Source organism: Paenibacillus sp. sg306046, from assembly GCF_059821225.1.
This window is the reverse complement of the sequence record NZ_JCAMRT010000009.1, coordinates 212957-220340: the sequence shown is the minus strand read 5'-3', so window position 1 is coordinate 220340 and position 7384 is coordinate 212957. Positions and strand designations below refer to the sequence as shown.

The following is a 7384-nucleotide window of genomic DNA, read 5'->3' as shown; positions in this document are numbered from 1 at the left end:
GGCGTAAACTCCCTCTTCAACTCACATGTAGAGCTTTCCACAAAAGTCATACGGGAATCTCCTCCTATCTAACACTAAACTAACCATTCTAACATTTTTCTTTTCACATTGTCAAAATGGGGACTTACGCGGCGCTTCTAATGTGACATCAAACTGTGACTACACCCGTAGAAGCCTGTGTGGCGTTATCTTCGGACAGGGGTTCATCAAGGTGTTTACCTGCCGTTAGAAGTAGCGATTGATGCTCCTAACGGCACTAACGCTTTCTACATTTACTGGCGCTCTCCTAGTTGCCCGGAGCGACCCCGGCCCAAGACGCGACATGATCAGCGGTCGGAAACTGCTCCATATCCACACCGATCTCGGCAATAATCGCCGCGGCGGTCACATGGCTAACGCCGGGAATCGTTTGGATCAACTGCTGCGCTTCTTTGTAAGTTTCCAGATGGGCTTCAATCACTGATGATTATCATTCTCCATGATTCCTTGACATTCCCGAAGGAGGTGGGCGTTGCACAGCGCATGATCAAACGAAAAAGGGTTTTGATGAAAGTAAAGCCAAGAGAGATCATGAACCAGGGGTAAGTTGTAACCGCTTTCGAAAAAAATACAAATGATCTATTATCCATCCATGGAGTTAATTGTAAGGTTTGTATATCATTTTATCAAACTCAATTCAGAGTGGCAGGGATACGAAGATCGTCTACACCGTCGGTGACAAACAGCTGAGCTGCATTCAACTGTTAAGGCTGTAGAAGGTCGCGACCTTGCATTCATTCGCTTGAAGGCGCTTTCAAAGTCTGCCATACAACATCAGAGGGAGGTGTTTTTATTGAAAGTCAAGCCACGTACGACGTAACCCAAGGGACAAGTGCGCAGTAAGAAACGGAGGGATAGTTGATGGTCAATTCGTGACCCTCTCACGACTAAAGTCGCGAGATTCCTGGGCTGAGTGCGTACCTGCTACAGAGCTTTTCCTGCCACAACCGCATATGTCAGCTTTCAAGGTGCGTACAAGCCTATTTTACCACACCATATTGTCGGATAGTTAATGGGGCATAAGCCATGCCCTATCCGAAGTTTTCTAACTAACGACTGAAGTCACGAGTTTGCGAAGACTATTCATCAAAAAATCCGAAATCTAAAAATCGGACGACTCTAAAACGAAATTTTAGAGGTTGCCTTAAGAAAAGGAGTAAACCGAAGATGAACCGTGAAAAACCCTTAATCAACGTCTCCCGCATCCTCGTAGTCATCATGCTATTCTCCTTATTCGCGTTTGCCCCCGTCCCGGCCGCAGCGGCCGGAGGCGAACCGACACTTGAACTGAACGACCTCATTGCACAAGCCGAAGCTTTAAAAGCCGGCAACGAGGAATTCCCGCTCCAGATTAGCCACACTAACGACGGATCCGATGTGAACAAAGCTTTCCCTTGGGTGTACGCCGACGAACTCAAAGATCTTAATAACGCGCTTGAGTTCGCACGCAATGCGCTCACTCCCGCCGGCGAAGCCATAGCCAGCCTTAAAGACGCAATAGTGAATTTCAGTGGAAAGATCAAAGCGGATGGTTCAGATCCCTATTTCCGTCTTGATCCGGGTCCTGGCAGAGTGCCTGCAAAAATTACCGGGCCCACCAACAACTGGAGTGCAAGAACCCCGCTTGACAGCCGTGTCCCCACCGACTTTGCTGGCGGCACATTCAAAATGATTCCGTATCCTTTTGCAGATTCCCAAGGCAAAGCTGATGTGCTCCAGATCAATTACGTCCATAACGGAAAAACCATCTTCGGAGGAATGACCCTTCAATCTCCGTTATCCCCGAGTGTAGATGTCCCCGCAGGCTCAACTATTGAGTTTGATGTGTACTATCCCAAGAGCGCGCAGGGAAAATTCATGAGGTGGAGAATCAGAAATGCCGGCTCTGACATCGATACCTACCTCAGGGAATACGATTACAACAACCTTAACCCCGACTGGATTGGCAGCTACAACGGTGAAACCTGGTTGTTGAAGCACACCAGCATTACCGCCACAGCAGGCATTTCCTCGAACTTCATTCTTGAGCTCCATGGCGAGAACGGCCGTCCCGCAGAAACCGGTATGCTTCTTGTCGCCAACATCAAAATAACCGCACCGGACCCTAACGGCGTTGCGCTTCCTAACGTTGTCAACAAGGAAAACCAGAGTGTCGTAACGCCTTTGAAGAATGTTTACAACAGGCAAAATGGCACGTTCATGGTCGGTACGATCGGAACCGGAGCAGTAACCGGAACCAGAGCCAATCACTATGAAATCTTTGTCGACGGCAACAATCTCAAGGCCGAAGGAACGCATCCCCGCGGCCCGAGCTGGCTGAAAAGCGTTACTGGCGAGGCTCTGAGCGGCGCAACGACCACCCCTGGTATAGGTGAGTACAGTTTCCCGACCAGCTCTTATCAAGCGATCAGGGATTCCGGAACTCCCGGACAGTATAAGTCTCACGCCCACGTTTTGGCATGGTACAACCAGGCCCCTGCATGGATGAGACAGATGATTCCCGCGACCCTCCCCTTGGGGTATAATGGAACAACCGATTACTACGGGTTGGGCAACGGCGTTACAACCACGGTTAAGGTAGACAAAGAAATGGCCAGAAGAGTGCAGTTTAACCACACCATGTATGTGATGCGGCACTTCCTGACGACAGATACGAAGTATGGCTCAAGTGTATCCCGCGGAGTAATCCCCTTCAATTCATGGGACGTACTCAACGAAGAGGTTCACGAAAGCCGCCACAGCGAAACCATCCCTGCGGACCCGAACAGTTGGAGACAGACCCTCAAAAACACCAACTGGCTTTCTGCAATGTCGGATGATCTAATTGGCGGCGACATCTCCGAACATTACATTTACTTGCTCTTCAAATACGCCCACATCGCGGCCCCCAACGCCAAGATGGCGGCGGCTTACAAAGCCAACTACGCTAACCTTCCCGGATACATGAAGCTCGACGGACACGACAACGTTGGCAGCATTGACGGGTATATCGTTAACGATCTTCCGAAACTGACCTATAACGATTACGACATTTCTAATCGCACCAAAGCGAGGACTGTATACAACATGGTTCGCGCACTGAACACTGCATGGCTCTCCGATCCGCTGTATGACGGAAGACCCCTTATCGAAGACATTGGGATCCAGGGACACGATTCGATTGGCAAGACCCTTGCAAGCGATAACCAATATGCCATGGCCCTTTATGCTTCTCTCATTGACGAAGGCCTTCTTTCCGGTATTGCCTACTCAGAACTTGATCTTAAGATGCTGACTACTACCCCAGGCGGCGGCGCGGTCGCTCCCGCAGTGCTCAATGTCAGACAATCTGACGCCCTTGGTTATCAGTACGCGCTGATGTACAAACTGTTCAACAGGTTCGCCCCTTACATCGATCACATCATCAGCTGGGGCGTAGCCGGTTCAGGATGGCAGGGAAGCTATGTGTTGTTTGACAGTCAGAGCAATGCCAATGCCGGCTACTATGGGGCCGTGAATCCTGACAGATTCGTTCTTGGACATTCATACCTGGATGATTTCTTTGCAGGCGAATACGAGAAACTCCAGAACAGCTATGCAATTGACCTTGGCGATCTTGGCATCTATACACCCGGTAATGGAGAAGCCAAATCGCTTACAGCAACAATCGCAGCTAACAACAGTGTGACACCTGGAAGTACTTTCACAGCAGCTGTTAGCCTGGATAGCGTGACACAAAGCGTGTACGCACAGGATATCACGCTAAACTATGATTCCCGCATATTCGATTATGTCAGTTCAGAGGGTGCAACCAGTAACATTCAGTTTCTGAAAGCAGATTCGGCTACCCCTGGAACAGTGAGAATCATTTCCGTTAATATCGGAGGGGTAGCTGGAACCAGTACACCCGTTTTGAATATAACCTTTAAAGTAAAGTCCGGTGTTCAGAATACAACTGGAACCATTGCAGTCTCTCAAGCGAAGACTGGCGGTCCTGATGGAACCGTAACCACTGCGGCACTGAGCAGCAAGACTATATCCGTTGCTACTATTCAACTGGATAAAACTGCTTTGAATACAGCAATTACGAGTGCACAAACCCTGTACAACGCGGCTATAGTAGGTACTCGACCTGGTCAATATCCGCAAGCAGCTAAAGACGCACTCCTTGAAGCAATTAACACCGCAATTGCTGTAAGAGACAATGCAAGCGCAACTCAAGCCCACGTTGACAGTGCCCTCGCAGCACTCAACACCTCCATTGATACCTTCAAAGCAACAGCCAATAAGTCTGCAGACCTAAACGGAGATGGAGACACCAACGTAGGTGATCTCGCGACTGTAGCTTATCACTATGGCAAGAACTCCACCAGCGCAGATTGGGCACAAGCTAAGGTTGCTGATATGAACGGCGATGACAAAATTGATATCTTGGATCTTGTGTATGTCGCAACCAGCATCAATTAATTCGTTAGTTATGCCCTATCCGTAAAATAGCAATCCCAATTACAAAAAAATGCCGCAATGGAAGAGGCCCTGAAAAAGTGTTCAATTAATAAAAGTGCAGTTTTCTCGAAATTTTGAGGAGACTGCGCTTTTTTCGATCAAAGGCTTCCTGGAATGTGATGCCCTCGGCGAGTTTTTTTTCACTGAAGGGCTTCGAATCTCTAATACGGAGGTTATCATAGTTCGCCTTCCTCCCATGCTACTTGGGCTAGAATTCCCTTGAGTAAAACCTATCTTGAAATCATTAGAATCATATATAATGATGACAAGATGTTCACAGTTAGATTCGAGGTGCCGACCCATGATTCTGAGTACCAAACTGCATATCCCGCAAACGCGGCGCGATGACCTTGTTGAGCGAGCGGCGATCACCGAGCTATTAAATCATGGATTAAAGAGTAAGCTTACATCCATAACGGCTCCCGGGGGGTACGGCAAAACAACGGCTTTGAGCCAGTGGCTGCAGCAGTCCGCCATACCTGCCGTATGGATTTCCTTGGGCTCTCAAGATAATGACCTGATTGAGTTTTGGAGCTATACGATCGCTGCGGTCAATGGTAAGATCCCCCATTTTGCGGAAGCGGTCACCTCGTATTTGCCATCCTTAAAGTCGGGAGCGTTTGAGCCATTCCTCTCAGCCATGATTCGCGAGCTTGACAGCCATTCAGATGAGTTGGTCATCATTTGGGATGACTATCACGCGATTGAGCTTGCTCCCATTCACGCCTCGGTGGCTTATTTTCTTGCGTATTTGCCCGCTCACATCCACCTCTATGTAACAAGTCGGGCTGAAATGCCCTTTCCTACGGCCAGGCTGCAGACGACCGGACAGATGGTGAAAATCACGATTCAGGAGCTGCGATTTCAACTTGCGGAGGGAATTCGTTACTTTCAGGATTGCATGGGATTGTCACTGTCGGGAGAAAAAATAGCAGTGCTGGTCGACCGCACGGAGGGATGGATCAGCGGACTGTATCTTGCGGCTATTTCGCTGCAACGAAGCGGCAATTATTCGGATTTTATCCGTGCCTTTAGCGGGGAACACCGCAACATATCCGATTATCTGTTTCAGGAGGTTTTTAGTCTCCAGCCGGGCGAGATTCAGTCCTTTTTATTGGAAACTTCGATCGTAGACAAAATGAACGGCCCGTTGTGCGAAGCGGTAACCGGACAAGCAAATTGCCAACAAATGCTGGAAATGCTGGAACAGCATAATTTGTTCATTGTTTCATTGGATGATCAGCGGAAATGGTATCGTTATCATCATTTGTTTTCCGAGTTTTTACGGAGGCTTTTCCGGCAGAGGTATGCGGGACAAGCGAAGGAATTGCATGTCAAGGCAGCCCATTGGCTGGAGGAGCACGGACTTTTGGAAGAAGCGGTAGAGCAACTGTTTATGGACGGACATTATCCCGAAGCAAGCACTTTGATCGAAAAGCATTCGCAAAATCTTCATGCGAAGAGAGGCGTGCTTTATCAATGGCTGCGCGATCTGCCGGAAGCCTGTTTTACGGGAAAGCCGGGAATTCAGTTTCTTTATGTCAAAGTGATGGTGGAAACCAATGAAATGGAGTTGGCGCAAGCCAGACTTCGCCTAATGGAGGACAAGCTATCCGATCCGGAATGGAAACCTTACGCAGGAACCGTTCATTTTTTGTCCGCGGCTGTTTCTTTTTACCGAAGAGATTTTCAACGAGCGAATGAATATTTTGAGATATTTGATCGGCATACGCCGGAGGGCAGCTACATCCAGATGATTGAAGCAAACTCGTTTTCCATATATTTCGATACATTATTGAGCTTTTTCAATGATTTGCATGATGCGGAGAGATTCTTTCATAAATGGATCAAGGTATGGGAAGCCAGAGACAATTACCCCTACGTCGGTTTTTTCTACAATACGTACAGCTTGCTGTTATATGAATGGAACCGCTTGGAAGAGGCTCAAGCTTATGCGGAGAGGGTTCTAGGGTCAACGTGCATGCAGCCCTATGCTCTTATTCTGTTAAGCGCTTCTGTCAATGCTGCGCGGATCTGTCAGGCCAAGGGAGATTCGGCCAAAGCGCTTGAATTACTTGAGTCGGTTAAGCCCAAGATTCATTCAGTAGACAAGAGCTTGTTTATGAGGAGGATCGAGGCGGAGAAGGCAAATTTGTCGCTTGTGAACGGTTCTTTCGATGAACATTGGCTGCAAACATGCGGCATCAGGCATACCGACACGATCCCGCTCGGTCCAATTAAAGAATATCTTTATTTGGCAAGCGCTCTTATAGAACAGAAGGAAATTGATGAAGCTTTGCAACTGCTGGAACAATTGTACCGGCTTGTCGATAAAGCTGATCGGACCTGGGATAAGGTTAAGGTGACCATCCTGCAAAGCATGGCTTTTTATCGAAAAGGAGATATGACGAACGCTGTAATGAAGCTGGAGGCGGCACTCCAATTGGCGGAACCGGGAAAATACATCCGCAGCTTCCTGGATGAGGGGGCCAAGATGGCGGAGCTGCTGCATGAATATATCCGGCAAAGGCAGATCAACCCTAACCGTAAATCTGCGAGCATGCTCTACGCCAGAGAATTGCTTCTGCTGATGTCGGATCATACGAATGAGACGGCAAGCTCGGGAACCATTATCACGAAACAGGAATTAAAAATATTACGGATGATTGACATGGGGCTGTCGAATAAACAGATCGCCGAGCAGCTCCAAATCACAGCCGAAACGGTCAAGAGCCATCTGAAAAGTATGTATAGAAAGCTTCATGTGAACAGCAGAGTACAGGCACTGAAGCAAGGAAAAGACTTAAATTGGTTGTAGAGGGCCATTTATCGCAATGAAGGAGATCATCATTATACAATA

Annotated in this window: 2 protein-coding genes and 1 pseudogene; 2 read left to right on the top strand and 1 reads right to left on the bottom strand. The window is 48.2% G+C overall.

The genetic code is table 11. The features are described 5' to 3' along the window. Nucleotides 1-289: 289 nt before the first annotated feature. Nucleotides 290-418, bottom strand: a pseudogene (locus AC6ROY_RS11970) (IS110 family transposase); the annotation flags it as partial. Between the two features lie 788 nt (nt 419-1206). Here AC6ROY_RS11970 and AC6ROY_RS11965 point away from each other — a divergent pair. Next, nucleotides 1207-4485: an endo-1,4-beta-xylanase gene (locus AC6ROY_RS11965; RefSeq protein WP_500100663.1), complete on the top strand. Its 3279-nt coding sequence runs from the start codon at nt 1207-1209 to the stop codon at nt 4483-4485. A 340-nt stretch (nt 4486-4825) separates the two neighbouring features. After that, nucleotides 4826-7342: a winged helix-turn-helix domain-containing protein gene (locus AC6ROY_RS11960; protein ID WP_500100662.1), complete on the top strand. Its 2517-nt coding sequence runs from the start codon at nt 4826-4828 to the stop codon at nt 7340-7342. Nucleotides 7343-7384 lie beyond the last annotated feature (42 nt).

Coding starts and splice junctions, on each gene's coding strand:
- AC6ROY_RS11965 (WP_500100663.1), top strand. CDS start 1,207: ATGAACCGTGAAAAACCCTTAATCAACGTCTCCCGCATCCTCGTAGTC.
- AC6ROY_RS11960 (WP_500100662.1), top strand. CDS start 4,826: ATGATTCTGAGTACCAAACTGCATATCCCGCAAACGCGGCGCGATGAC.